The organism is Ahrensia kielensis DSM 5890, from assembly GCF_000374465.1.
Classification (GTDB): Bacteria; Pseudomonadota; Alphaproteobacteria; order Rhizobiales; family Rhizobiaceae; genus Ahrensia; species Ahrensia kielensis.
The window spans coordinates 753,220-779,044 of sequence record NZ_KB894528.1; the positions used below are offsets into that span (position 1 = coordinate 753,220).

Below are 25,825 nucleotides of genomic sequence, written 5' to 3' on the forward strand. Positions count from 1 at the left end.
CGCTCACCTGAATTCGAAAATCGAGCGGAATATACCAGGTGCAATGACCGATAGCGGGTTAACGGTGACTTGCGGACTGTCGAAACTACCCGACAGTTTGAAAGTTACGCCGATTAGCCCGCGATCGCGCCCATTGCCAAGAAAAAGCCCTAAGACTGGAATTTCTGCAAATAACCGGTTCAAACCATAGGCCGGCATAAATGTGCCGGTTAGTCTTGTCTGGTTTTTGCTATCAAAAACCTTGCCATCAATGACAAAGCCAGCAAGCGGGCCGCGCGCCACAGCTTTTGATATATCCAGCCTTCCCGGACTAAAGATCAAATCACCGGATGCGCGTTCAAACTTAATTTCTTGTGTGTCTATCTTGCGATCTACGGCCTGCTCCAAGCTTTGTGAGCCATTGGCTTTCGATGAAACAAGAGTAGCAAGCTTAGGCTCGTTGAACACCCGAAAATCGAACAAGTCAGCCTTACCGCTCAGTGTTCGAGGGCCAGTGCCATTCAAGCTTAAGTTCAGCGTTCCACCGCGCACATTTGTATAAATATCGGCAAATCGCAAAAACTCTCCCGCACCAAGCGCTTCCAATTTAATTTTCCGACTGGAACCGACCCCATCAAGATTTAGAAAAACAGGAAAACCAGATTTGGTGTTACCGCGAATGGATAATTGTGAGACAGTGCCTCCGCGCACCATCATGCTCAATTTCATATTCGTCAAATATTCGCCGTGAAAACCAGTAACGCGCGCAATATCCGCAGTGATATCAACGGGGATTGCCCCTTCGGATGTTCCTGTTCGCTGTGCCTCTGCACGGATATGGCGCATAACACCGCGCGCATCCAGCGACTTGCCGCTCATGGCAACGCTGTACCCTTTGCCACTGCGCTTTACATCAAGCGCAATATTGTCGTCCTTATTGAGTTGCAGAAAGCCAAATCGTGCACGCTGCAAACCATTCTTATCAATATCAATTTCGCCGCGCGCGCCGAAGCTAGAACCTTTAAGTTCGAACTTCTTTAAGGCTGTTGCGCCACCATTTTGAGCAAGCTCAAAGACGGCATTGGCTTTAATGCCTGAACCTTTAGCCCAGCCAATCCACGGCAGCGAGAGTTTGGAGGATGTTAAATCGATATTGACGCGTGAACCGCTGCCGCCGCCGAATTTGACTGGCGTCGTGCCCGTTAAAAGTTCATCAAGTCCAGGAGCAAGCTTTTTACGGTCCGCATCTTTAAGCACCAATGATATATCGCGTTTTGCTTTAACGCCTGAATTGTTGAAGGGCAAAACCATTGCAATATCTGCAGGCAATCCATCAATATTGCCTTTAAGATCGAAATCCCCACGCGTAGGGTCAATCTGGATACGCCCGTCAAGACTGCTTAAATTACGCCCTTCGATTTTTGCTTTGCTTCCGGCATTGGCGACTTTCAGATCAACGCTCCAATCTGGCGCTGGCGTGTTGGGGCCTTCCCCAAGAACAAAATCCACCGTGACATTCGCATCAACATCGCCCAGCAAATCAGCAGGTTTAAACTTGTAAAAGCGTGTTGCATCTATGGGTTTGAATGTAACCAGTTCACCGATTGCGCGTGAAACACCGGTCATATTCATCTTCAAATTTGCGTCAATTCGCCCATCAGTTCCATCTGGCAGAGTTAAAACCAATGTCGCATCACTAACATTCGCCTCAAGACCGCTCGGCAAATACAGCGATCCCTTGTCAATATTTACCGTCGTCACCCCATCGGCGCTGGAAAGATGACCGCTGGCATTGCGAACAGGTGGAATGTCGCCAACGACGCTAAATTCTGCGCCTTCAACATCCAGTTCAACGCTGGTTTCACCTGAATGTTCAAGCAAGGTTCCCGTAATACGGCGCTTTAAAGGCTCGATAATATCAAAGCGTGCCTTAACGACACGGCCGCCAGCAAGGTTTTCCAAAGCCCAACGCCTTGCGCCTCGCGCAACAGGAGCAGGCCAAAGTTGCTTGACCCCTGCAACCGACATGTCATCAGCAAAAACGGTAAAGATCGCAGTTGGATATTCTTCTTCTAGCGCAAGTTCGCCTTCACCGCTCATTGTTCCGCTGTCCGAATTAATATCAAGACGCGTAAAACTTATGATTTGCTCTGATAATAGGAATGAGCCTTGCGCTCTGGCTGCAAACTTAACCGGCTCTTCATTCGCATCACTTGCATATGCAACACCATTATTGGCCAGCACTTCAAATTGGTAGACGTTCTTTTCTGTCGCTTCTGGTTGGTCACGAAAGCGGCCACTCAAATCTAAAGTTGTTCGCCCCACCAGCCATGGTGCTGTATGTAATGTGATCGCATCAGAAGCAAAGTCCGCGCTTAATCTCAAAGCCCCTTCAATGGGCACATAATCATCTTGATCAAGCTTAAATGAGATATTTTCCGGATATGCTTCTATAGAGGCCATATCGGACGCATCTTCAGCCGCATTGACAAAATGTAGCGAAGCCCGCCCGCGCATAGGTTCGTGCCGCTTGTCGGGAACACGATCCTCATCCATTTTGGAAAACATGGTCTGAAACCGGCGCCAAGGAAGCGGCAAATTAGTGGCCTCAACACTTATCTCCTGCGTATCGCCCACGCTACTATCATCACTGATTGTGTCGATCAATCTTGGCAGCACCAACTTGCCCTTTACAGGCACATCATAACCGTCAATCACCAATTGTCCGTCAAAATCGGCCTGACCGCTTTCTGCTTTCATACTCAGCGTAACGACATCTATCGTATTTGAATACGGGTTATCACGCAGCACAACTTTGACATTGTCCGCACGCAGACGCATACCGCCTTCCTGCGAGATAAGACCGCCGACACCATTGTCCATTGCCGCAAAAATAGCTTCAAACTTATTATGCGCATCACTTATTTTAAGCTGGGGCGTTTCACCAAATTCAGACTTGCTGGCATCCAATGTTGCCCCGCGCAAACGCACGGATGAAAATTCGGGCCTACCGCTAATGAGCGAACGAGTACGAATGCCAACCGTCAGTTCATCAGCAGAAAGCATGAGTTGCTGATCGCTCTTTCGTGTCAATTTCACATCTTTGAATGTGATGCCCAGACCATTTGACCACAAAATGGCAACATCCGTATCGCCAACTTCGGCGTCCATCGTCACAGGCACAACACGGCGCAAAGCATCTGCGGCAGCATTTTCCACAACAGGTAAAACAACGCCGCTTCGCACAACCAAAATAAGTGCAGCAATCGCAAAAAAAACTAAACCGCAAAACCCGATTACACAACGACGGGCAAGAACACGGCGCGGTGCCATAATCGGCGCATGTACTGGTCCTTTAGCCCCATCAAAAGACGGCAATTCATGCAGAGACTTGTCAGCACCGCCCCTCATTTTCCGAATGTTGTTGTCAGTTTTGTCGTCCAAAATGATTCCGAAATGTTTTGTGCCCGACGAATTAACGAATCGCCATAGAACTATGGCCTATCAACCTTATATCGTATGCATCGAAATTCACGCTAAATGAAGGAATCCACATGAACGAAATGACAGAAGGCTCTGACGCCCCAAACATTGCACTGCCTGCAGACAACGGCAATATGATGTCGGTTCAGGATTTAAACGGACAACAAGTCGTGCTTTATTTCTACCCCAAAGATGACACGCCAGGATGCACGAAGGAAGCAATCGCTTTTACAGCCTTTCTTGAACAATTTGCAGATCAAAACACGGCCGTCTTGGGTGTTTCGCCTGACACTGTGATCAAACATGGAAAATTCAAAGCCAAACATGATCTAGGTGTCACATTACTGGCCGATGAAGACCATGAATTAGCCAATGCATATGGCGTTTGGGTCGAGAAAAACATGTATGGCAGAAAATATATGGGCATTGAACGCTCAACCTTCCTGATTGATAAAACAGGCAAGATCGCAAAAATCTGGCGTAAAGTTAAAGTCGCCGGCCATGCCGAAGTAGTGCTCCAAGAAGCAACAGTCTTGAACAGCTAATTGTGAATAAGCTTTTGGAAGGGTGCGTTGCGCCCTCCCATCCAAAATAAGTTAATCTTTTTACAGCGCAAACAACGCTTTATTAACCCTAATAAAGTGTAATCAAGTCTTCTGCTCACGCATATGACAAGGTTTGCTAGTGAAAAAGGTCCAAGAATTCGGCAAAAGAAAAGAGCCCCACACTGTAATCATTGCACAGGGTCAAAATATCCGTCATTTCACCATCCGGCCTTGGGTCGTTGGTCTTGCTGCGACACTGTTTATGGCTATGGCGGTCGGTTATCTTTTATCGACAAGTTATCTTATTCTTCGTGATGACCTCCTCAATACAGCCGTTGCGCGTCAGGCAAAGCTTCAACATGCCTATGAAGACCGTATCGCAAGCCTGCGCGGGCAAGTAGACCGGATCACCTCTCATCGCCTGCTTGATCAGCAGTTCATGGAAGGCAAGATTGCTGAGCTTGCCAGCCGCCAAAACGTTTTGGCAAGCAGGTCAGGCATGATTGAACCGCTTCTTGAGCGTGCAAAAGAGCTTGGCGTCTCGGCGTCACCTGCATCAACTTTGCCCGTCCCAAAGCTACGCCCCGGCACGAAAAACAAGCAAGCAAGGCTAGGTTTCGGCACGTCCGTGACAAACATTGATACCATCACAACGGGATCAATTGCGGCGCAAGATGCAGACGAATTACCAAGCCTTACAAAGCTCGCCGATGTAAAAAGCGATCTACACGATATTGAGCGCACCCAGATTGAACAAATCGCCGCATTATCAGAAGCAGCAGCTGAACAGCGCGAAAAAATTGTGAACACGGCGCGTCAAGCAGGCCTGCCCATACGTGCTTTAGAGACCACGGGTACAGGCGGTCCATTTATTCCAAGTAATGCAAAAGATTTAGACGCTGTATTTGATAGTGAAATTGTTTCTTTCAACAAAGCCATTCAAGAACTTGAAGAAACAAAGGAAACGGTCCGCTCCTTTCCCATAGCAAACCCTGCTCCGGGCAAAAGTATTTCCAGTAAATTCGGACACCGCAAAGATCCCATCATCGGGCGAAGCGCTTTTCATGGCGGCATTGATTTCCGAGCACCAACGGGCACAAGAATAAACGCCACGGCAGATGGAAAAGTCGTGAAAGCTGGCCGCAATGGCGGCTATGGTAATATGGTTGAAATCAAACATGCCAACGGTTTGACGACACGCTACGCACATATGAGCCGAATTTTTGTCAAGGTCGGGCAACGCGTTGTTGCAGGACAAAAAATTGGTGCAGCCGGTAGCACAGGCAGGTCAACGGGCCCGCATTTACATTATGAAGTGCGCTCAGGCGGCAAACCAATCAACCCAATTGGTTATCTAAACGCTGGCACCCGATTGAGCGATTATCTGTAACGGCAATGTGTTAGACAGGCATCGCCGCATCAACGATACGAAGTTGCGGCGTTACACGGCCATTCCAATGATTTGCGCTTAAAGTACCCGCAACATGAATAGGCCGGTCCTTGCCCTCACGAAGAATTTTGCCAAGTTCACTATCAACGGCTCTAAATGCAATGGCATCAATCTGCGCCCCATCTTGTGCACGCAGCGCTACTTTCAAATGCCCCTGCCCAACTGGCTTTGAAAAAGCGACCATATGGTGAGGAAGCACAAATACAGGTTCTGGATTGCCAGCACCGTATGGTCCAGCCTTATTAAGAAGCTCTATGAGAGTGATGTTGCAACCACGCGCGGATAACGCACCATCAATCTTTTGTTCGGACGTATTGACCAGCTCTTGCACGGCAGATGCGGCTTGATCATCAAAAAATGCGCGCAGCGCACCAAGTTTTGATTTCTCAACCGTAATGCCCGCCGCCATGGCATGACCGCCGCCCTTAATGAGCAAACCAGATTCAACAGCCATGCGCACGACTTTACCAAGATCAAATCCTGGAATTGAGCGGCCTGAACCTGTACCCTTTCCATCGCGCCCAAGCGCAATGGCAAAAGATGGACGCCGCGTTGAATCTTTAAGCCGTGAGGCAATGAGGCCAGCAATGCCGGGGTGCCAACTTTCACTGGCCGTTACAATGATTGCTGGAGGCGATGCAGATTGCAATTCACGCTCAGCTTCAGCTTTTGCTTCTTCCACCATTTGAACTTCAATCGCTTGGCGCTGCGCATTGAGTTCATTTAGCTCTTTTGCAATTTCAGCGGCGCGGTCAGGATCGGTTTCAGTAAGCAATTTTGCACCAAGCGAAGCATCGCCAATACGCCCACCCGCATTGATGCGCGGACCAATCGCAAATCCAAAATGAAACGGATTAATAGGCTCTCCGATGCGCGCAACCGATGCCAATGCCGCTATACCCAAATTCGTTTGGTGACGCGCTGTCACAAGCCCTTTGGCAACGAATGCGCGGTTTAACCCGATCAGTGGCACAACATCACAAACCGTCGTTAGCGCAACCAAATCGAGCATACGCATCAAGTCTGGCAGATCGTTGCGACCAGAAGCGCGTAATTGCCGCGACACTTCAACCAATGACATAAAAACAACGCCGCCCGCGCATAAATGTCCAAGGCCCGAAATATCGTCCTCACGGTTTGGATTAACCACAGCAACAATAGCCGGCAATGCGCCGCCAACTTGGTGATGATCGAGGACAACAATATCAATGCCTGTATCATCAATGGCTGAAAATGCTTCAGCGCTATTTGTTCCGCAATCGACTGTGATAATAAAATCATTGCGCTCTGCAAGCGCTTTCATGGCCGCAGCATTGGGGCCATACCCCTCATATATTCTGTCAGGAATATAGATTTCTACCTGCAAACCAAAATGGCCAAGATAACGGGCCATCAGCGCCGATGAGCCAGCGCCGTCCACATCATAATCACCAAATATGGCTACTTTTTCTTTAGCGTTTATGGCCTGCGCAATGCGCGCTGCCGCAGCTTCCATGTCGGTAATTGTGCGCGGATCTGGCATCAGTGCTTTTATCGTCGGATCAAGGAATTCCTTTACCTCGTCGCGGTGCACACCGCGTGCAGCAAGAACCCGCGCCAAAATATCCGGCACACCGTGGGTTTGTGCAATATCCAAAGCAATATTTTTCTGCGGTGCAGACAAGCGCTCTATCCAGCGCCGTCCACCCGCAGAATTTTCGATATCAAGAAATGTCTGAGCCATGACTGCTTTTCAGCCTGTCATCGATGAACGTCAAGCGCAATGATTGACCGCTATCAGTTGAATTTTTCAATATCTTGGTGACGCGCTGTAATTTCCCGCACTGTACGCGAAGATGAACGCATCACAATTGTTTCAGTCTGAATGTAATTTTTCGCAAATTTTACGCCCTTGAGCATATTACCATCGGTAACACCGGTGGCAGCAAAAAGAACATCGCCAGATGCCAGCTCATCCATTTTATAAGCACGCATTGGGTCAGACACACCCATTTTGGCTGCACGCGCAATCTTTTCAGGCGTATCAAGGATAAGGCGTCCCTGCATTTGCCCACCAACACAGCGCAGCGCTGATGCTGCAAGAACACCTTCTGGTGCGCCGCCGCGGCCCATATAAATATCAACGCCCGTCACTTCTGGATCTGTCGTATCAATAATACCGGCCACATCACCATCGCCAATCAAACGCACCGCAGCGCCCGTTGAGCGAACAGCCGCGAGAAGATCGGCATGGCGTGGGCGATCAAGGATACAGGCTGTTATTTCAGAAACAGGCACACCCTTTGCTTTAGCAAGCGCTCTAATATTGTCGGCTGGGTCCGCATCAATATCGACGATGCCGACAGGATAGCCCGGGCCAATTGCCAATTTATCCATATACACATCAGGCGCAAACAGGAGCGTGCCTTTAGATGCCATCGAAATTACAGCCAATGAATTCGGCATATTTTTCGCACAAATCGTTGTGCCTTCAAGAGGATCAAGCGCAATATCAACTTCAGGACCATGACCGAGGCCAACTTCTTCACCAATATAAAGCATCGGCGCTTCGTCGCGCTCGCCCTCACCAATCACCACTGTGCCACGGATTGGCAGGCGGTTAAGTTCAGCTCGCATCGCGTCAACAGCAACCTGATCGGCAGCTTTTTCATCGCCTCGCCCGCGCAAACGCGCAGCGGCAACCGCAGCAGCCTCCGTTACACGAGCCAATTCCATTGCAAGTTCGCGTGTCAAACCAGCATCTGTTGAGCGACGATCATTCATATCAATATCCAATTATTGGCAGCACGAATGCTGCTTTAACAAACTAGAATAGGGAAAAGCACACCTTGGGATGACTTGAAAGCACCGTTTGCAGACAAGGTTAAACTCAATCGATTTAGAATTAAGTTATTTGCTTATTCGGCTTTTTCAATGCGAATTACTTGCGGCGTCGAGACAAGATATCCCTCTTCCGTAATCGACTTAATAGCTTTGCGAATGGCTGATTCGGTTGTCTCATGCGTGATTATGATGACAGTTTTCGCATCACTCGCCTTTGAATGAGCCGGCTCACGCTGAACAATTGATTCAAGCGAAATATCATTTTCAGCAAAATCGGTTGCGATTGCAGCAAAAGCGCCAGATTTGTCGTGTACGACCATCCGCACGAAATAACCGCCTGCATGGGATTCAATTTCTGCGCGCTGATAAGGCTTAAGATCTGCAACAGCGCGGCCAAAAACAGGCGCCTGTTGATGCCCCGGACGTGATTTAGCAATATCTGCCAAATCGCCCATAACAGCAGAAGCCGTTGCATTACCGCCAGCCCCTGGACCGGACATCAATAATGAGCCAACAATATCAGCTTCAACCGCAACCGCGTTGGTTACGCCGTCAATCTGCGCAATAACAGATGTAAGCGGCACCATAGTCGGGTGAACCCGCTGTTCAATGCCAGTATCTGTTTTATGTGCAACGCCAAGCAGTTTGATACGGTAGCCAAGATCACGCGCGGCTTGAATATCGCCCAGTGAAATATTGGAAATACCTTCCAAATAAATCTCATCCACGGCAACTTCAGTGCCAAAAGCTATGGAAGTCAAAATAGCGAGCTTATGGGCCGTGTCATTGCCTTCAATATCAAAGGTTGGATCAGCTTCGGCATAACCAAGGCGCTGCGCATCAGCCAAGCACTCTTCAAAGCTGATTTCATCGCGCTCCATGCGCGTCAGAATATAGTTAGCCGTACCATTCATGATGCCGTAAAGGCGGGTGGTATTATTGCCTGAAATGGATTCGCGCATTGTTTTAACAATCGGAATACCGCCGGCAACGGCCGCTTCAAAGTTCAAAACCACACCATTGGCTTCGGCAGCCCGTGCCAGTTCCAAACCATGTTTTGCCAAAAGCGCTTTGTTGGCAGTAACAACTTGTTTTCCAGCATTAAGGGCTGCAAGAACGCTTGCACGCGCAGGCCCCTCATCACCGCCGATGAGTTCGACATAAACATCAACATCGTCAGATATTGCAAGATCTTCGGCCTTATCGAACCAATGCAAATTTGAAATATCGATGCCGCGATCACGCGTTTTGTCGCGCGCAGAAACACCCGTAACAGTTATCGGCCGACCGCACTGTGAGATGAGAAGTTCGGACTTTTCATTCAATACCCGAACCAGTGAAGCACCGACTGTACCCAGACCGGCGATGCCCACGCGCAAACTATTATTCATTTTCAGACCTTTGACGCTCTTTTGGAGAATTCACAGCCGCTTTATCAGCGACGCGCCTCCAGCGAAACCACATTATGTAAATTCTTTTCGGCAAGCCCCATAAAACGCTTTATACTGCGTGCAGCTTGACGAATACGATGCTCATTTTCCACAAGCGCGATGCGCACATGGTCATCACCATGTTCGCCAAAGCCAAGACCCGGCGCAACAGCCACATCGGCTTTCTCGATAAGCAATTTGGAAAATTCAAGCGAACCAAGATGCTTGAACTGTTCAGGTATTGGCACCCAAGCAAACATCGTCGCAGGCGGCGGCGGCACATCAAAGCCAGCTTTACCAAAACTATCAACAAGCACATCACGGCGCTTTTTGTAAGTTTGCCGCACTTCTTCAATAGCAGCGCCATCGCTGTTCAGCGCAGCAGTCGCGGCAACCTGAATAGGTGTAAAAGCACCATAATCGAGATAGGATTTCACCCGTGTCAACGCACTGATTAATCGCTCATTGCCAACCGCAAACCCCATACGCCAACCGGGCATAGAATATGTTTTAGACATCGAGGTAAACTCAACAGTAACATCCATTGCACCTGGCACCTCTAAAACGGAAGGCGGCGGTGTATCATCGAAATAAATCTCAGAATAAGCCAAATCTGATAGAATAATGATGTCGTGCTTCTTAGCGAAAGCAACAACTTCCTTATAAAAATCAAGGCTAGCAAGCTTGGCCGTCGGGTTTGACGGATAGCTTAAAATTATCGCAAGCGGCTTTGGAATGGAGTGCCGCACAGCACGCTCTAACGCCCGCATGAAACCATCATCAGGCTCAACCTGCATGGAGCGGATAACGCCGCCCGACATGATAAACCCAAAAGCGTGAATTGGGTAACTTGGATCAGGACAAAGGATAACATCGCCAGGCGCAGTAATCGCTTGCGCCATATTCGCAAAGCCCTCTTTTGAACCAAGCGTTGCAACGATCTGCGTGTCTGGATTGAGCGTCACACCAAAGCGGCGCTGGTAATATTTGGCCTGCGCGCGGCGTAACCCCGGAATACCTTTTGAAGAGGAATAACGGTGCGTGCGCGGGTCTTGTACCGTTTCGATAAGCTTATCGACAATCAGTTGCGGCGTGGGCAAATCTGGATTTCCCATACCTAAATCGATGATATCGCGGCCTTCGCTACGCGCGTTGGCTTTTAGTTTATTGACCTGTTCGAACACATAAGGTGGCAGTCGGCGGGTTTTATGAAAATCTTCCATGTGCGATCGATGTCTTTCTATCGAGAATGAGGGTCCGCTAAATTAAATTCAATTCGAGGTACGCGCGTCAATACGCGCGAGCATTTCAGGTGAGTGCTGGGCGGCAAGCCTGCGAAGAGCCAGCAGGCGCTGCTGGTATACAGCTGGCGATAGTGTACCGCTGCGCTGAGCATTTTCCAAGGCCTCCATCTGCGCCATGAGGGCTACATTTTGAGAGCGAGAATTGGCCGCGATGCGCGCCTGTGGCTGATCACCAAAATTTGGATATGTATCTGTGTTGACCGGTCCAGTGGGCAATGACGAATAAAGCGGGTCATTGATCGGCAATGGCGCACGGCTTTGATTGCGCGCTATCAGCCCCAAATCATCTGCACTATTGATATTGCCCGTACCAGTGCAAGCAGCAGTCAAAAAAAGCAGTAATAGAAACGGACTTCTATAAATATTGATCATAATGAGCCTGTCCGTTCGTCAAAAAGTAAAACTGTGCAATCAAAACGTCGATCACCCTATACGACATCCCTTTAATTGTGTCATGATTAGGGAATAATACGGTGCTAAACGTCTTTCCGATATTAACCAAGGTCAATCAAGGGTGATATATGTCCGAAAAAGGGCAAAAGTCAGAAAATACTTCCGATGACACTAAACAGCACTTTGCGCTGGAACCCTATGTCGTCAAAAATCCTGATGAATTCAGCAAAAACCTTGCGAAAATGATTGAGGCTGCCGGCCAAGCAGCTTCTGAGTGGCTCAAGCCCCGCGAGGAAGGCAGTATTGAAGAAACATCCGATTCAACGTCTGAATTAACAAACACATTCTCCAAGCTAACTGAATATTGGCTTTCCGATCCTCAACGGGCCATCGAAGCACAGACGAAACTGTTTTCAGGCTTTATGGGTGTCTGGTCTAATTCAATACAGCGCTTGAATGATTCGACGGTTCCAGAAGCCGTGGACGCGTCACATGATAAGCGTTTTAAAGATGAAGATTGGTCAAACCAGCCTTTCTTCAGCTTTCTCAAACAAACTTATTTAGTGACTTCCCAATGGGCAGAAGATTTGGTTGCGGATTCTGAATTGGACCCACACACCAAACATAAAGCCGAATTCTACGTAAAGCAGGTTACGGGCGCATTATCGCCATCGAATTTCATGATTTCCAATCCTGAAGTTTTCAAAGAGACAATCGCCACCAACGGCGCCAATCTTGTCGAAGGCATGAAAATGCTGGCCGATGATATCCGTGATGGCAAGGGCGATTTAAAACTGCGCCAAGTGGATGGATCAAAGTTTGTTGTTGGAGAAAATCTTGCCACGACACCGGGAAAAGTTATTGCCCGCAGTGATTTGATCGAACTTATTCAATACACCCCAACGACAGACAAAGTTCTCAAGCGCCCGCTTTTGATTTGTCCGCCTTGGATCAATAAATTCTATATTCTTGATCTCAATCCTGAAAAATCCTTCATCAAATGGGCCGTCGATCAGGGCCATACAGTTTTTGTTATGGCTTGGGTTAATCCCGACGAGCGTCACAAAAACATGGATTGGACAGACTATATTCATGAAGGTCTGTTTTTCGCGCTCGACAATATTGAAAAAGCGACAGGCGAGAAGCAAGTCAATGCGATCGGCTATTGCGTCGGCGGTACACTTTTGGCCACTGCGCTTGGCTATATGGCTCAAATTGGCGACACGCGCATTGCAACCTCGACATTTTTCACCACTCAGGTTGATTTCACCCATGCAGGTGATTTGAAGGTCTTTGTGGACGAGGAACAGCTCAGTAAGCTAGAAGAGCAAATGCACAAAAAGGGCTATCTTGAAGGCTCCAAGATGGCGACCGCTTTTAATATGCTGCGCGCAGGCGATATGATCTGGCCTTACATGGTCAATAATTACATGCGCGGCAAAGCCCCAACACCGTTCGATTTGCTCTATTGGAACTCAGACGCAACGCGAATGGCTTGCACTAACCATTTGTTTTACCTTCGAAATTGCTATTATGAAAACCGACTTTCTCAAGGCACAATGCGCATTGGCGGCAAGCAGGTTGATTTGAGCAAAGTGACCATACCGATATACAATCTTGCAGCCAAAGAGGATCATATCGCCCCTGCTCTTTCCGTGTTTGAAGGCTCTAAATTCTTCGGCGGCGATGTCACCTATGTTATGGGCGGCTCCGGCCATATTGCTGGTGTGGTCAACCCACCAGCCAAAAAGAAATACCAATTTTGGACTGGCGGCAAAGTCGAAGGTGATTTTGCCAAATGGGTCGACAAGGCAGAAGAAACGGCAGGCTCTTGGTGGGATCACTGGAACACTTGGATTCGCACGCAAGATGACACCGAAGTTGCTGCCCGCAAAAAACATGGCGGCAACAAATTAAAGCCTCTTTGCGATGCGCCCGGAACATATGTCAAAGTGCGTTCATAAAGGCTCTTTGACGTGAATTTTGATCCGCCGCTCGTATCTGGAAAACTCATCAAACGTTACAAGCGTTTTTTGGCAGATATTGCCCTCGATGACGGCCAAGAAATAACGGCATCGGTTCCCAATACCGGCTCCATGCTGGGATTAACGGCGCCCGGAAGCAAGGTGTGGTTATCGGTCAATAATGACGGCAAGCGTAAATATCCCCGCGCGCTTCAATTGGTCGAGGCCGATGGAATTATCGTCGGAATCAATACTGGCCTACCCAACAAACTTGCCGAAGAAGCCATTAAAAACAGTCTCATCAGTAATTTAAGTGACTATACTGACCTCAAGCGAGAACAAAAATACGGTCAAAATTCCCGCATCGACATTTTGCTGGAAGATGCCCAATTAGGCCGCACCTATGTTGAAGTTAAAAATGTTCACCTAATGCGAAAAGCCAGATTGGCAGAATTTCCCGATAGCATAACATCGCGCGGGGCCAAGCATTTGGGCGAATTATCCGATATGGTTGCTCAAGGTCATCGCGCAATTATGATATATCTTATTCAGCGCGGAGATTGCGATCGGTTCAATTTATGCCGCGATCTCGATAAGGTCTATTGTGAAGCTTTTGACGCAGCCATGCGCAATGGGGTTGAAGCTTACGCCATTCGATGCCAAATCAGCCCACAGGCTATTGTGCCAGAAAAATTGATCCCGATTGACGAGCCATTATCGCCAAATCAGGCAGAATAAACGAAAAGCGACATGTAGATGGTCAATTATCTTGATGCGGCAACCGCACCGTTAAAAAACACCGGACAAATACGCCTTCATGGCGAAGAAGGCTTTGAGGCCATGCGCAAGGCCTGTTTATTGACAGCCCAAGCGCTCGATCTGGTTGCGCCAATGGTCAAAAACGGCACCACCACCAATGAAATCGACCAAATGCTGTATGAATATGGCATGGACAACAATGCCATTCCCGCGACGTTGAATTATCGCGGCTATACCAAATCATGCTGCACATCGATCAACCATGTTGTGTGCCACGGCATTCCAAACGACAAACCCTTGCGTGAAGGCGATATTGTCAATGTTGATGTGACGTATGTTTTGGACGGTTGGCACGGCGATTCTTCTCGTATGTATCCAGTTGGCGAAATCAAGCGTTCTGCAGAACGGTTGATGGAAGTCACCCATGAAAGCTTGATGCGCGGTATCGCAGCAGTAAAGCCCGGCGTAAAACTCGGCGCAATTGGCGCTGCAATTCAGGAATTTGCAGAAGCTGAGCGCTGCTCAGTTGTGCGCGATTTTTGCGGCCATGGCATCGGACAATTGTTCCATGACGCACCCAATGTCTTGCATTATGGCCGCGTGAGCGAAGGACCAGAACTGCGCAAAGGCATGATCTTTACAATTGAGCCGATGATCAATCTTGGTCGCCCTCACGTTAAAGTCCTTGCCGATGGCTGGACAGCGGTAACCCGTGATCGAAGCCTTTCAGCGCAATATGAGCATACAATTGGTGTGACCGATGATGGGTGCGAAATTTTCACTTTGTCGCCAAATGGTCTCGACCGGCCCGGATTATCATCTTAGGTTACTGCATGATTTGAGCGTGGGGCGGCAATGACAGTGCAAAACAACGAAGAGGGTGACGAGCGGGCTCTATTTTTTGCTGAATCTACCCCGCAGCAGCCCGCCATAACTCCTGCCCCAGTCGCTCAAACCTCTAAATCAGCATCAAAAGCCAATCCCAATTCTGGCCACAGAGATCGTCTGCGCCAGCGATTTGCAAATGCCGGTGAGCGTGCCCTTGCAGATTATGAGCTTTTGGAAATGTTGTTGTTTCGCTCATTGCCCCGCATCGACACTAAGCCGATAGCCAAAGCTCTGATTGCACGGTTCGGCTCATTTGGAGAAGTTCTCGGCGCTGATCCGGCCTTGTTGATGGAGGTCAAAGGCGTAAAAGAAGCAACCGCGCTTGATCTTAAAATTGTTGCTGCTGCCGCGCGCACAATGATCAAAACAACTGTTCAAAACCGCGAAGTGCTTTCCTCATGGAATGCGGTTCTGGATTATTGCACAGCCGCTATGGCTTTTGAAAACAAAGAACAATTTCGCATTTTATTCCTCGACAAAAAGAATGTCCTTATTGCCGATGAAGTGCAGCAAACGGGCACCGTAGACCATACGCCGGTATATCCCCGTGAAGTACTCAAACGTGCGCTTGAGCTTTCAGCCACAGCGATCATCCTCGTCCATAACCATCCGTCGGGCGACCCAACCCCTTCGCGTGCTGACATCACAATGACAAAGCAAATCATCGAAGCAATCAAACCGCTCGGAATTACGGTTCATGATCACATCATTATTGGCAAATCAGGCCATGCCAGCATGCGCGGCATGCAGTTGATTTAAAACTCTTGTTGAAAGCTGGCAGAAATAAAACCAATCAGATTACTGCAGTGCTTTCATCATACGGTCAGCCGCATCCATTTCAGCCCAGCGATAAGCGCGGCGATCTTTTGCTTCATCGTCTTCGCCCCACTGATCGATTGTATAATCATCATCAACATATGATGCAGTCCAAGCCTCAGCAGCTGTCATATGCCCCTTATAAATTGCCAGAGCCAAAATAGCTGAGCCCGTAAGCGTCATCATGGAATGAAATGCTGAGAGTGTTAGCGGATCATCAATTACGTTTAGTTGCGCGCCATAAGCTGCGATTGTCTCGCGTGGCTGCGCGACATGAATCACGCCTTCTACCAGTGTAAACTGCGCCGACAGCAGATTTTCAGCCCAATCAAGCGGTCCATCCCAAACGGCCCGTTGGCGCTTAACAAGTTCTTCAGGTGTATCCGCACGGTAGCAAAGCAAATCCGTTCCGCAAAACCGCAAAATATCTTCTTTCACGGCCTGCATATCCTGCGATACGCCATCCGCAGCTGTGTTCGATAAACGAAAACAAGGCATTAGCTTTGGATCAAGCACATCGCGCTGCGATGAAAACTCTTTCGCAACATGTTCAGCGGCCGCTTTCGTTTTAAAGACAAGCGTTTTCTTGCTTGGAGTCTTTACCGCACGCTCATCAAGATTGATGATATATCCGCCCTCTGCTTCTGCCACAGCCACCTCTTTATAGAAGCGTTTTGGCAAATGAGGACGCATAGAACGCTGGGCTGATCCCATCGGATCGGGGGCCGGCAATTCGAAGCTATCTTTCAACTCGCTCAAAATATCGCGCATGACAAAATTCCTTATCTCAATTGGAAATGCGATAGAACACCTCAGCTAAGGTTCTGCAAGCATTTTGGTCGATTTTTTCATGGATAAACGCCTATCCAGTTTCGCAAACTACACTGCGCCGTGCCATAGTAACAAACGATTCGTGACATGTGATAGGTATGCTTCCACAATGGATGATCTCTTCGGCTCAGAACCACCAAAAACAGCCCCCGTGCCGCCGAAAGAAAAACCGGCTGCGCCAAAGGCACAAAAAACACCATTAGCCGCGCCATCAAACGATGGGTCTGAGGACTATGGCGCCGATTCTATTGAAGTTTTGGAAGGTCTGGAACCTGTTCGCCGCCGCCCCGGCATGTATATCGGCGGCACGGATGAAAAGGCGCTACACCATTTATTTGCCGAAATCATCGACAACTCGATGGATGAAGCGGTTGCCGGTCACGCCACCTTTATCGACGTTCATCTGGGCGCAGATGGTTATCTAACCATAACAGATAATGGCCGCGGCATTCCGGTTGATAACCATCCTAAATTCAAGAACAAATCGACGCTTGAAGTCGTCATGACCATTTTACACGCTGGCGGTAAGTTCGACGGCAAAGCCTATGAAACATCTGGCGGTTTGCACGGCGTTGGCGTGTCGGTTGTGAATGCACTGTCAGATGACATGATTGTTGAAGTTGCACGCAACAAGCAGCTTTATCGTCAAACATTCTCGAAGGGCATTCCGCAAGGCGGCCTTGAACAACTCGGGCCCGTTAACAACCGCCGCGGCACCAAAGTGCGCTTTCATCCCGATCCGGAAATCTTCGGTGACAAGATAAGGTTTTCGCCTGCCCGCCTTTGCAAAATGGCACGTTCAAAAGCCTATCTTTTTGGCGGCGTTGAAATCCGCTGGGAATGCGATGAAAGTCTCGTTGCAGAAAAAGACCGCGAAAAAACACCTACAAAAGCAGTATTTCATTTTCCAGGTGGACTGAAAGATTATCTCGAAGCCACGCTTGCGGGCGAGCAGCGCATTACACCGACTATTTTCGCTGGAAAAACAGAAAAAAGCGGCGGCCATGGCTCCGTTGAATGGGCCGTTACATGGCACACAGATGACGGCTTCGTACATTCCTATTGTAACACCATTCCAACGCCAGAGGGCGGCACACACGAGGCTGGCCTGCGCCAAACCATTGCGCGCGGCTTAAAAGCCTATGGCGAATTGTCTGGCGTTAAGCGCGCATCCATCATCACCACCGAAGATGTGATGATGTCCTGCGCAACAATGCTGTCTGTTTTTGTGCGCGAACCGGAATTTGTTGGCCAAACGAAAGATAGGCTTGCCACTGTAGAGGCGCAAAAGATCGTTGAAAATGCGATCCGCGATCCTTTCGACCATTGGCTAACCGCGTCGCCGCAAGAGGCAACACGCCTGCTCGAATGGGTTCTTGACCGTGCTGACGAGCGCTTGAAACGGCGTCAGGAAAAAGAAGTCAACCGCAAGAGCGCCGTGCGCAAATTACGTCTTCCTGGAAAATTGGCCGACTGCTCACAAAATTCAGCAGCAGGCGCAGAACTCTTCATCGTTGAGGGTGACTCAGCGGGTGGCTCGGCCAAACAGGCACGCAATCGCTCCAATCAGGCAATCTTGCCACTGCGCGGTAAAATCCTCAACGTCGCCTCGGCTGGCCGTGAGAAATTTACAGCAAACCAGCAAATCGCCGACATTATTCAGGCGCTGGGTTGCGGCACAGGCTCAAAGTACCGCGAAGAAGACCTGCGCTACGAACGCATCGTCATTATGACCGATGCCGACGTCGATGGTGCACATATTGCCTCCCTGCTCATCACATTCTTCTATCAGGAGATGCCAGAGCTTATCCGCAACGGACATTTGTTCATGGCTGTTCCGCCGCTCTTTAAGCTAAGCAATGGAGGAAAATCGTTTTATGCGCGTGATGAAGCACACCGCGCAGAATTGATGGAAACAGAATTTAAAGGCAAAAAGGTCGAAGTGAGCCGCTTTAAAGGACTTGGCGAAATGCTCGCCAAGCAGCTTAAAGAGACAACAATGGACCCGAAAGTACGCACGCTTTTGCGCGTTGATATTTTTGAAGGCAATGCAGAAGCCACAAAACAGTCAATCGACGATCTGATGGGAACAAAGCCAGAGGCCCGCTTCCGCTTTATCCAAGAACACGCTGAATACGCGAAAAACTTGGATATTTAACCTCAAGTGTTTGCTTAAGCGGCTTTCGTTAAAGCGACGGCATGTTTGCGCGCATTGTCACGCATCGCATCCAGATAGATTGAACGAAGCAATGACATGATGTCGTCATTGGCCGCCATGTGAGTAGACCCAGAAGCCTCCTCTTCGAAGCGCTCCATGATTTCGCGTGTAATTTCCTGCGCGCCAGCAGCAAGCTTTCCTTGCGCCACATCGCGCCAAAGCGAAATCGCATATTCAAACACAGGCTGTACGGTTTCTGAAAATCCAGCACCTGCAAGCAATGCACGCAGTTGGTTTGTGCGCTCTTTAACCAAAATCGACGTCACGCGACTTGGCGTTTCTCCAGACAAAGATGACAGAACACGCGCAACAAAATCCATCTTGCCATAGCACGCTGTTCTTATCAGCAATTGTGTTGTCAGATCGCCATTCTGACGAAGGTTTTCGATAAGAGTATCGGCATTTTCATCGCGGCTATTGCTCACCATATGAACCAATGCGCGTTGCTGGGCCTCATGAACAATATGATTGGAAATCCCAGTTTGCCTGCGCGCACCAAATAAACCTGATTGCGCCATCGCATCAGCGGCAGCTTTCATGATCATGAGGCGAATTTCTGATTCTAAATGTTTTTGTTTGAGCAACGCGCCGCGCACATTGGCGACCGAACAATGGCGCTGAGCAATTTGCTTGCGGCATTCGGCACACACATCAGCATTGAAATTATTAAGCAATGCAACGCATGCATCCGCACTGCCAAGATTTGCAATCGCTTTTGCCAAAATATTGGAAACATGCGGCCGATTGGCAATCACAACCTGCAAGCGATCTTCTGCCGTGCGAACCCGCGCAACCAAATCTCGGTCTAGTAGAATAGGTGAGCGCGCAATAACCAGGCTCGCAATATCAAATTGATCGTCAACAAACGCACGAATAACCTGCATTGGTGCATTTGAGCTGGTGCACAGAGCATCAGCAAGCGCATAGCGCACCTTCTCCGATGGATCTTCAAGCAATATCGTTATGGCCGCCTCGGCCGCACAACGATTCTCGAAACTCATATCGGATTGTAAATAAGCTCTACCGAGTGCTGCGGCTGCTGATTGGCGACGCAATACACTGGCCGAATCTTTCCACTGAAGAAAATGTTGAATAATCAAAACGCGACTCCATACTCGGTAGAGCCTGACCGTATCCCTCAATAGTTTATGTTTGGTTTACCATATCTATTAAGATGTGCTTTTACGCTTGGTCTGGTCGTTTCAACTCGAATATATCTCTGACAACGGCATAATCCTTATAGCCCAGCCGCGCCGCAGGTTTTGCTTTTTCAAGATCAAACCGCCCATCAGTCATGACCTCTTCAGCGATATGCACACCCACAACCTGACCAAACACGGTCCAAGCGTTAGTTGGCTCGTCATTGATATCTTTTAAGTTCAGGATTTTAATCACCTTGCATTCAAGACATGCATAAGCTGCCTTTACGCGCGGCGCTTTAATTTCATGACATGCAGCCTGCTCGATATGTGCAAAGTCAAACTCATTGTCACCGCGCGGCAAAGAAGCAGAGCTCGCACTCATTTCTTTGAGAAGCGGTTCTCCAACAAAGTTACACGCAAATTCGCGGGTTTCTTCAACATTTTCCAGCGTGTCTTTGCGAAGCTCCGATGAAAACATGACGATGGGCGGTTTCCCGCTCACAGCATTGAAAAAAGAATAAGGCGCAAGGTTCACCGAACCATCATGCGCAACCGAAGATATCCAGCCAATAGGTCTGGGCGCAACAATTGCTTTAAAAGGGTCATGCGGCAGCCCGTGGCCATCTTCGAGGCGGTAAAACATATTTATATCCTAAGACGCTTGATATGGGCCGGTATATTCAGATGTCAGCGCTTTGACGTCAGGTCGCGGACGATCGGGAATAGCGCGGTCATAACTGCCAATATGGACAATACCAGCCATTTTTTCGTGCGGCGCCAAGCCTAAAATGCGCCGCCCTTCTGCACTATCGCTGTACCAACCCGTGACCCAGTTTGCACCAAAGCCCATCGCCGTTGCAGCCGTCACAAGGTTCATCGCAGCTGCGCCCGCAGATAAAAACTGTTCCCATTCAGGAATATTGCTATCGTCAACAACATTGGAAACAACGCCAATAGCAATCGGTGCACGGTTGATGCGGTTGCGCTCGCGCTGAAGTTCCTCATCGCTCATTGAACTATTCTTTTTCAATGCGATTGCCGCCAAAGCTTCCCCAGCCTCTAAAACTGCTGAACCGCGATAGAGAATAAAACGCCAAGGCTCCATACGTCCGTGATCGGGAACACGCGCAGCAATTTCCAACAATTCGGCCAATTTCTTTTCATCAGGACCAGGCGTGGTTAGCTGGGTCAAAGGAACAGATTTCCTGATTTTGAGAAACTCTAGCGCCTCTTTATTTTCGAACATGCCCAGCTTCCTTGCTTCAAACAAATAATTTCCCATCCTTTAGCGCGATTTGCCTTGAAATTGCCACCGCAATAGGGTCGATAAGTACATAGAATTCAACAAGCAAAGTGAAGTTGCGTATAGTGAAACTCCTGAGCAGATCATTTTCAGCTGTATTTATGAGCCTCGCTTTAGCCAGCGCTGCCTATGCTCAAGATGAATCACTAGGCGACCTGTCCCTGCCCGGCATTTCCAAATATGCACCTGCGGATCGCAAAGTCCCCCTTGAAGGCATCGATAGCGGCGTTCTATTTCTGGAAGCACGCTTAACCGATGATGGCGCTCCTCTTGCCGATGGCATGGTATGGCGCGTTTTTGATGCTGAAGTTGGCCCAGATGGCAAGCTCCCCCTCATTGCTGTTGCAAAAGGTGGCGGCGCGCGTATTCAACTTGAACCGGGTAACTATCTCGTTCACGCAGCTTTTGGCCGCGCCGGCGCAACATCGCGCGTCACACTCACCAAAGAAACACGACGCGAATCATTGGTCCTCAATGCAGGCGGCCTCAAATTAGAAGCAGCCCTACCCGATGGCAGTCAGGTACGCCGCAACAAGCTGACTTTTGATATTTTCAGCCGCAACGGCAATACTGATGACGATCAATTGATACTGCCAGACGTACCGGCAGGAAAAGTCATTCGGCTCAATGCTGGCACATATCACGTCGTGTCCAAATACGGCACAATCAACGCCGTAACACGGGCCGATTTACGGGTTGAAGCTGGACGCACCACAGAGGCCTCGCTTGAGCACCGTGCAGCGCAAGTAACGCTCAACCTTGTGCGCGGAAAAAACGGCTTCCCACTCGCTGACACTGCATGGTCTGTTGTCGCACCATCCGGCGATGTTATTCGCGAAGACGTGAATGCCATCTCCACCATGATATTGCTTGCTGGTGAATATACAATCGTTGCTCAAAACAAAGACAATATCTACCAGAAGAACATTGAAGTTCGCTCTGGCCGCGATCAAACGATCCGTGTTGAAGCAACCGAAGAAAACCGCATTAAGAACTAACTTTGATTTTCTTTTCAGGGTCTAGAGAAAACACCGCATCATAAAGATGCGTAAGCAGCGCTTTTCGATCGTCCAATTTTTCCAGGCTTGACCAGACCATGGTCTCTCCAATGACAGCAGAGATTGGTTTTCCGCAGCGTTTGGAAAACTCACGCACTAACAGTGACGTGCGCAAAGTCATCGAGAACTGACTGGCGATATGAAAAAAGCGCCCATTTTGACCTGAGAAATAAACCGGAATAACCGACGCTTTCGCGCTTTGCACCAACCGTGAGGTGAACATTTTCCACGGCAGATCAACAGCACGGCCAATCCCCTTTGGCGCTGTTGCAACACCGCCCGATGGGAAAATGATAATGGTGACGCCTTCTTTTAACAGGCGCACAGCTTCTTTGCGTGTTTGCAAATTGAGCGCCACAGCCTCTTTGGTTTCTTCAAATGAAATAGGCAGCGAATAGGGCTGGATTTCCGGCACCTTCATCAAATCATTATTGATAACAATACGGAACGGACGACCAAGCTGCTCAGCCAGAGCCAAAAAGGCAATACCATCGCCAATACCATAAGGATGGTTGGCAATCATCACGAGCGGCGTATCGGGCAAATCCTTGGGCGGCCATTGCCCTTCCGGCACAAAGTCCACATCGATTAAGGACAGCATCGCATTGAAGACACGGTCATCTTTGCCGAAAATCTCATCACGCCAATAGCTGTAGAGCGCAGCAAGTCGTTCGCGCCCTGAAGCATTTTCAATGGCCCGTATAAACCATCTTTTCAGCACTGGGTCCGTTGCCCGCGCATAAGACAATTCAGCAAACTGCGTGTTTTTCATGTGAATATGCCCCATAGAAATTACGGGCCGACAATGCGGCCCGCAATAAATAGCACGTCTATCTTAACTGCGAAATATGACAGTTAGATTATGACTTTTTCGCCAAGCGCTTGCGCATAACATCTGGCGGTGTTGCCTCTTCCACCAAAGATGCAATCGCTTCATCAAGCTGCATCGGTGTTTGATCACGCGATCCAAGCCGGCGAATATTGACCATTTTCTGATCCGCTTCACGCTGTCCGATAACGATGATCACAGGCACTTTGGCAACTGAATGCTCACGCACCTTGTAGTTGATCTTCTCATTGCGGAAATCTGTTATCACCTGAAGTCCAGCATCGCGTAGCTGCTCGGCAACATCTTCAGCATAAGGGTCGGCTTCAGATGTAATCGTTGCAACAACAATTTGTGTTGGCGCAAGCCAAAGCGGGAAATGCCCCGCATAGTTCTCCAAGATAATCCCGAGGAAACGCTCCATGGAGCCACAAATCGCGCGGTGTACCATGACCGGCTGCTTCTTTTCTGAATCGCTGTCGATGTAGAAAGCCCCGAACCGCTCAGGCAAGTTAAAATCAACCTGCGTTGTGCCACACTGCCATGTGCGTCCGATCGCATCTTTCAGCGTATATTCAAATTTAGGCCCATAGAACGCGCCCTCACCCGGATTAATTCCGGTTTTAATGCGGCCGCCAGATTTGGCCTCAATTTCCTTCAGCACATTGGTCATGACTTCTTCGGCATGATCCCAATTGGCATCAGAACCCACACGTTTTTCAGGGCGCGTTGAAAGAAGAACGGTAATTTCTTCAAATCCGAAATCTTCATAAACCGACAAAATCAGATCATTGATTCGCATACATTCGTCAGCAAGTTGCGCTTCGGTACAGAACACATGCGCATCATCTTGCGTAAAGCCGCGCACACGCATCAAACCATGCAAAGCACCCGATGGCTCATAGCGATGCACAACGCCAAATTCCGCCATACGAATGGGCAAATCGCGATACGATTTCAGACCATGCTTGAAAATCTGCACATGGCCCGGGCAGTTCATCGGTTTGAGCGCAAATGTACGCTGGTCTTCAGCGTCTGGATCAGCGGATTTCACACCAAACATATTCTCTTTGTACCACTCCCAGTGGCCTGATGTTTCCCAAAGATCAGAAACAAGAACCTGCGGTGCATTCACCTCTTCATAGGTTCCGGCCAAACGGCGGCGCATATAGGAAACAAGCTCTTGGAAAATACGCCAGCCCTTGCCGTGCCAGAAAACAGTTCCAGGCCCCTCTTCTTGGAAATGGAATAAATCCATCTCGCGGCCAAGGCGGCGGTGGTCACGCTTTTCAGCTTCTTCAAGCATGTGAAGATATTGATCGAGCTCTTTTTGCTCAGCCCATGCTGTGCCGTAAATACGGGTTAGCATTTCATTGTCAGAATCGCCGCGCCAATAAGCGCCAGCCACCTTCATCAATTTGAAAGCTGTACCAATTTGGCCAGTGGAGGCCATATGCGGTCCACGACAAAGATCGAACCAATCGCCCTGATAATAAATTTTCAGGTCTTCATCGCCCGGAATAGCGTCAATAAGCTCAATTTTATAATCTTCGCCCTTATCGGCAAAAACCTGCTTGGCTTTTTCGCGTGTCCAAATTTCTTTTGTAAAAGGCTCATTGCGCTGAATAATCTCGCGCATTTTCTTTTCAATCAGCGGCAATTCTTCTTCTGTAAAAGGTTTGTCGCGTTTAAAATCATAAAAGAAACCATTATCGATCACAGGGCCGATGGTGACTTGTGTGCCCGGAAACAGCTCCTGCACAGCTTCAGCCATAACATGCGCTGCGTCATGGCGGATAAGTTCCAACGCGCGTTCATCGCTGCGGGTGATAATCTCAACCGAGCCTGTCTCAATCTCATCGGACAGATCGCGCAAAACACCGTCAATCGCGATGGCGACAGATTTTTTGGATAATGATTTGGATATGCCCTCAGCAACATCGCGGCCAGTTGTGCCCGCAGGATATTCGCGGATTGAGCCATCGGGAAATGTGAGGGAAATTAAATTAGACATTTTCTTCTCCTGTCCAGTCCCGCCTACAATGCGGGTGGTTGATTAGAACAAGTCCGGAAAAGTGGGAACCGGTTTTCCGATAAGACTTGCTATAAAATAAAAGATTAGATCGTGTCAGTGATTCAATGAAGCGCTGACACGATCTAATGCCCGTCGTTTATTCGGTTGTGGCAAACGAGTAAACCCTTAGAAAATTGAGAAAAGTGCTACTTTCGCAAAAAAATAGAATTTGCTCCCTTGTGCACTCATTCAGGCTTTGCTATTCGCGCTCAACCGATGCTTTATCGGTTCTACCAAGTTCAGTAAATTTACTGGCAAAAAGTGCGGTCGTGGCGGAATTGGTAGACGCGCAGCGTTGAGGTCGCTGTGGGCTAACCCCCGTGGAAGTTCGAGTCTTCTCGACCGCACCAACAGCAATTCGCGAGAGCGAAATGCTGGAACTCTCCACACGAGCCAGCAGAAGCGGCAGCCAATTGCGGAGCTAATGGCGAGAGCGACGGTTTTGAATTTACCTGCTCAACCACATCACTCTTTTTTTCAGAGATATTAAGATCACCTAACATCTTGAATGGTAACGACAATTTAGGGCTCGACAACCT

At 48.9% G+C, this 25,825-nt stretch carries 20 protein-coding genes and 1 tRNA gene; 9 read left to right on the forward strand and 12 right to left on the reverse strand.

Translation table 11 applies throughout. The features are described from left to right. Window positions 1-3 precede the first annotated feature (3 nt). Window positions 4-3,423 (reverse strand): YhdP family protein, encoded by a 3,420-nt coding sequence (locus C504_RS18265; RefSeq protein ID WP_156815849.1) that lies wholly within the window; start codon window positions 3,421-3,423, stop codon window positions 4-6. Between the two features lie 110 nt (window positions 3,424-3,533). Between C504_RS18265 and bcp the strand changes: the two genes are divergently transcribed. Together bcp and C504_RS0103840 are read left to right on the forward strand one after the other, a co-directional pair. After that, window positions 3,534-4,007, forward strand: a complete 474-nt coding sequence (gene bcp / locus C504_RS0103835; RefSeq protein ID WP_018687984.1) for a thioredoxin-dependent thiol peroxidase — start codon at window positions 3,534-3,536, stop codon at window positions 4,005-4,007. A gap of 139 nt (window positions 4,008-4,146) precedes the next feature. Continuing rightward, the gene (locus C504_RS0103840; RefSeq protein WP_018687985.1) at window positions 4,147-5,397 is read left to right on the forward strand and encodes a M23 family metallopeptidase; all 1,251 of its coding nucleotides are present in this window, start codon (window positions 4,147-4,149) and stop codon (window positions 5,395-5,397) included. Window positions 5,398-5,407: 10 nt separating this feature from the next. Here C504_RS0103840 and recJ read toward each other — a convergent pair whose 3' ends face one another. The 5 genes from recJ to C504_RS0103865 all read right to left on the reverse strand — a co-directional run bounded on the left by recJ (window position 5,408) and on the right by C504_RS0103865 (window position 11,386). Next, window positions 5,408-7,180 (reverse strand): single-stranded-DNA-specific exonuclease RecJ, encoded by a 1,773-nt coding sequence (gene recJ, locus C504_RS0103845; RefSeq protein WP_018687986.1) that lies wholly within the window; start codon window positions 7,178-7,180, stop codon window positions 5,408-5,410. Between the two features lie 53 nt (window positions 7,181-7,233). After that, window positions 7,234-8,220 carry a class II fructose-bisphosphatase gene (gene glpX, locus C504_RS0103850; RefSeq protein WP_026317194.1) on the reverse strand — a complete coding sequence of 329 codons (987 nt, stop codon included), beginning with the start codon at window positions 8,218-8,220 and terminating at the stop codon, window positions 7,234-7,236. A gap of 134 nt (window positions 8,221-8,354) precedes the next feature. Beyond that, a complete protein-coding gene (locus tag C504_RS0103855) occupies window positions 8,355-9,671 on the reverse strand; it encodes a homoserine dehydrogenase (protein ID WP_018687988.1) in 1,317 nt (438 codons plus the stop codon). 44 nt (window positions 9,672-9,715) lie between these two features. Then, complete coding sequence (locus tag C504_RS0103860) at window positions 9,716-10,933, reverse strand: LL-diaminopimelate aminotransferase (RefSeq protein ID WP_018687989.1); 1,218 nt, start codon at window positions 10,931-10,933, stop codon at window positions 9,716-9,718. 48 nt (window positions 10,934-10,981) lie between these two features. After that, window positions 10,982-11,386, reverse strand: a complete 405-nt coding sequence (locus C504_RS0103865; protein ID WP_018687990.1) for a hypothetical protein — start codon at window positions 11,384-11,386, stop codon at window positions 10,982-10,984. 149 nt (window positions 11,387-11,535) lie between these two features. Between C504_RS0103865 and C504_RS0103870 the strand changes: the two genes are divergently transcribed. The 4 genes from C504_RS0103870 to radC are packed head-to-tail and all read left to right on the forward strand — an operon-like array spanning window position 11,536 to window position 15,777. Continuing rightward, window positions 11,536-13,371: a PHA/PHB synthase family protein gene (locus tag C504_RS0103870; RefSeq protein ID WP_018687991.1), complete on the forward strand. Its 1,836-nt coding sequence runs from the start codon at window positions 11,536-11,538 to the stop codon at window positions 13,369-13,371. A gap of 12 nt (window positions 13,372-13,383) precedes the next feature. Continuing rightward, window positions 13,384-14,109 carry a DNA/RNA nuclease SfsA gene (gene sfsA, locus C504_RS0103875; RefSeq protein WP_018687992.1) on the forward strand — a complete coding sequence of 242 codons (726 nt, stop codon included), beginning with the start codon at window positions 13,384-13,386 and terminating at the stop codon, window positions 14,107-14,109. A gap of 18 nt (window positions 14,110-14,127) precedes the next feature. Beyond that, window positions 14,128-14,955, forward strand: coding sequence for a type I methionyl aminopeptidase (map, locus tag C504_RS0103880; protein WP_018687993.1), 828 nt, complete (start codon window positions 14,128-14,130; stop codon window positions 14,953-14,955). A gap of 30 nt (window positions 14,956-14,985) precedes the next feature. After that, the gene (gene radC, locus C504_RS0103885; RefSeq protein WP_018687994.1) at window positions 14,986-15,777 is read left to right on the forward strand and encodes a RadC family protein; all 792 of its coding nucleotides are present in this window, start codon (window positions 14,986-14,988) and stop codon (window positions 15,775-15,777) included. Window positions 15,778-15,816: 39 nt separating this feature from the next. Here the strand turns inward: radC and C504_RS0103890 are convergent, their stop codons facing one another. Beyond that, window positions 15,817-16,605, reverse strand: a complete 789-nt coding sequence (locus tag C504_RS0103890; RefSeq protein WP_018687995.1) for an ATP12 family chaperone protein — start codon at window positions 16,603-16,605, stop codon at window positions 15,817-15,819. Window positions 16,606-16,774: 169 nt separating this feature from the next. Between C504_RS0103890 and parE the strand changes: the two genes are divergently transcribed. Beyond that, entirely contained in the window at window positions 16,775-18,823 is a 2,049-nt protein-coding gene (parE, locus tag C504_RS0103895) for a DNA topoisomerase IV subunit B (RefSeq protein ID WP_018687996.1), read from the forward strand. Window positions 18,824-18,837: 14 nt separating this feature from the next. Here parE and C504_RS0103900 read toward each other — a convergent pair whose 3' ends face one another. The 3 genes from C504_RS0103900 to C504_RS0103910 all read right to left on the reverse strand — a co-directional run bounded on the left by C504_RS0103900 (window position 18,838) and on the right by C504_RS0103910 (window position 21,271). Further along, complete coding sequence (locus C504_RS0103900; protein WP_018687997.1) at window positions 18,838-19,983, reverse strand: DUF2336 domain-containing protein; 1,146 nt, start codon at window positions 19,981-19,983, stop codon at window positions 18,838-18,840. A gap of 82 nt (window positions 19,984-20,065) precedes the next feature. Continuing rightward, window positions 20,066-20,668 carry a flavin reductase family protein gene (locus C504_RS0103905; RefSeq protein ID WP_018687998.1) on the reverse strand — a complete coding sequence of 201 codons (603 nt, stop codon included), beginning with the start codon at window positions 20,666-20,668 and terminating at the stop codon, window positions 20,066-20,068. A 9-nt stretch (window positions 20,669-20,677) separates the two neighbouring features. Continuing rightward, window positions 20,678-21,271 carry a nitroreductase family protein gene (locus C504_RS0103910; protein WP_052323629.1) on the reverse strand — a complete coding sequence of 198 codons (594 nt, stop codon included), beginning with the start codon at window positions 21,269-21,271 and terminating at the stop codon, window positions 20,678-20,680. A 158-nt stretch (window positions 21,272-21,429) separates the two neighbouring features. On the opposite strand from C504_RS0103910, the gene C504_RS0103915 reads away from it, so the two are divergent. Next, window positions 21,430-22,326, forward strand: coding sequence for a hypothetical protein (locus tag C504_RS0103915; protein ID WP_018688000.1), 897 nt, complete (start codon window positions 21,430-21,432; stop codon window positions 22,324-22,326). On the opposite strand, the gene C504_RS0103920 is transcribed toward C504_RS0103915, so the two are convergent. Together C504_RS0103920 and thrS are read right to left on the reverse strand one after the other, a co-directional pair. Next, a complete protein-coding gene (locus C504_RS0103920) occupies window positions 22,316-23,158 on the reverse strand; it encodes a lysophospholipid acyltransferase family protein (protein ID WP_018688001.1) in 843 nt (280 codons plus the stop codon). The two genes, C504_RS0103915 and C504_RS0103920, sit on opposite strands and share 11 nt — an antisense overlap. Before the next feature lie 88 nt (window positions 23,159-23,246). Continuing rightward, the gene (gene thrS, locus C504_RS0103925) at window positions 23,247-25,226 is read right to left on the reverse strand and encodes a threonine--tRNA ligase (RefSeq protein ID WP_018688002.1); all 1,980 of its coding nucleotides are present in this window, start codon (window positions 25,224-25,226) and stop codon (window positions 23,247-23,249) included. Window positions 25,227-25,549: 323 nt separating this feature from the next. On the opposite strand from thrS, the gene C504_RS0103930 reads away from it, so the two are divergent. Beyond that, window positions 25,550-25,636: transfer RNA gene (locus C504_RS0103930), tRNA-Leu, on the forward strand. The last annotated feature ends 189 nt before the right edge of the window (window positions 25,637-25,825 follow it).

Coding starts and splice junctions, on each gene's coding strand:
- bcp (WP_018687984.1), top strand. CDS start 3,534: ATGAACGAAATGACAGAAGGCTCTGACGCCCCAAACATTGCACTGCCT.
- recJ (WP_018687986.1), bottom strand. CDS start 7,180: ATGGCTCAGACATTTCTTGATATCGAAAATTCTGCGGGTGGACGGCGC.
- glpX (WP_026317194.1), bottom strand. CDS start 8,220: ATGAATGATCGTCGCTCAACAGATGCTGGTTTGACACGCGAACTTGCA.
- C504_RS0103855 (WP_018687988.1), bottom strand. CDS start 9,671: ATGAATAATAGTTTGCGCGTGGGCATCGCCGGTCTGGGTACAGTCGGT.
- C504_RS0103860 (WP_018687989.1), bottom strand. CDS start 10,933: ATGGAAGATTTTCATAAAACCCGCCGACTGCCACCTTATGTGTTCGAA.
- C504_RS0103865 (WP_018687990.1), bottom strand. CDS start 11,386: ATGATCAATATTTATAGAAGTCCGTTTCTATTACTGCTTTTTTTGACT.
- C504_RS0103870 (WP_018687991.1), top strand. CDS start 11,536: ATGTCCGAAAAAGGGCAAAAGTCAGAAAATACTTCCGATGACACTAAA.
- map (WP_018687993.1), top strand. CDS start 14,128: ATGGTCAATTATCTTGATGCGGCAACCGCACCGTTAAAAAACACCGGA.
- radC (WP_018687994.1), top strand. CDS start 14,986: ATGACAGTGCAAAACAACGAAGAGGGTGACGAGCGGGCTCTATTTTTT.
- C504_RS0103890 (WP_018687995.1), bottom strand. CDS start 16,605: ATGCGCGATATTTTGAGCGAGTTGAAAGATAGCTTCGAATTGCCGGCC.
- parE (WP_018687996.1), top strand. CDS start 16,775: ATGGATGATCTCTTCGGCTCAGAACCACCAAAAACAGCCCCCGTGCCG.
- C504_RS0103905 (WP_018687998.1), bottom strand. CDS start 20,668: ATGTTTTACCGCCTCGAAGATGGCCACGGGCTGCCGCATGACCCTTTT.
- C504_RS0103910 (WP_052323629.1), bottom strand. CDS start 21,271: ATGTTCGAAAATAAAGAGGCGCTAGAGTTTCTCAAAATCAGGAAATCT.
- C504_RS0103915 (WP_018688000.1), top strand. CDS start 21,430: ATGAGCCTCGCTTTAGCCAGCGCTGCCTATGCTCAAGATGAATCACTA.
- C504_RS0103920 (WP_018688001.1), bottom strand. CDS start 23,158: ATGAAAAACACGCAGTTTGCTGAATTGTCTTATGCGCGGGCAACGGAC.
- thrS (WP_018688002.1), bottom strand. CDS start 25,226: ATGTCTAATTTAATTTCCCTCACATTTCCCGATGGCTCAATCCGCGAA.